Annotated in this window: 2 protein-coding genes; both read left to right on the forward strand. The window is 25.9% G+C overall.

What is annotated here, in order from left to right:
- Nucleotides 1-286: hypothetical protein (locus tag C6B38_RS05535; protein ID WP_233485569.1), on the forward strand; the 286-nt coding region annotated here is incomplete at its 5' end.
- A gap of 48 nt (nt 287-334) precedes the next feature.
- Nucleotides 335-900 (forward strand): hypothetical protein (locus C6B38_RS05540; RefSeq protein WP_146693330.1); only part of this gene is annotated, 566 nt, incomplete at its 3' end.

Consider the following 900-nt stretch of genomic DNA (forward strand, 5'->3'; position numbering starts at 1 on the left):
ACAACTATTAGTGAAGACAACTATTAGTGAAGAAAATTCAAATTCTAAACCTTATTGATCTAAAAGTTGAAAAATAACACCACCAAATAAAGTAAAAGTAAATAGTGGTAATGTTGATAATATAATTAGTACTCAAGCATCATCTTATTTTAGAAGAAAAGATGAATTTGGTAATACTATTGGTCAAGTTCAAATTGAATATAATAAAATGGGTTCATGTAATATTTGAGATATTTTAAATATGAATAATTTTATTAATCGCCAAATTACTACATGCAAAAATTAGTTTTTAATCCTTTTACGATACCTGCTATTGGAAAGTTTTTAAATTTTGTTGTTTTTAAATTTTGTTTCGTTTGGTATTCCTTGGGACTGAATTGGTAATTTAACAATTACACAAGATGATAAATGACCTAATTTTCCATGACTTAATATGTTTATAGTTTTTATAATGATGCTTTTTGAGGGTCTAAATTTTTGAGGGTCTAAATCTGCTGCTGCTGGTTATTTACCTTTTGAAATATTTAGAGAACAAGGTAATGATAAAATTGGTGCTTTAATTGGTGCTAATGCTACTAGTTTTAGTTTTACGACTTTATTAACTGATAAATTAAAAGGTACAGTTTTAACTAACGATGATAAACCAACAAGTGAGTTAGTTTATTCAACTTATAATTTAAAACAATTAAATCCTAAAACTAACCGAGTTTATCTAATTAATGAAAAAACAAAAGCAGTTGATGCTCAAACACCAGTTAGTGATAGTGAAAAAGATAATGAACACCAGATGGTACTGATTGTAGTTAGTACTGATTGTAGTTATATAATTGATATGTTTTCAATTCAAGCATTATATAAAGGTAATTTTGAAATTATCTTTTATGCTGATAATCCATATAC

Source organism: Spiroplasma sp. ChiS, assembly GCF_002968355.1.
Lineage (GTDB): Bacteria > Bacillota_I > Bacilli_A > Mycoplasmatales > Mycoplasmataceae > Spiroplasma > Spiroplasma citri.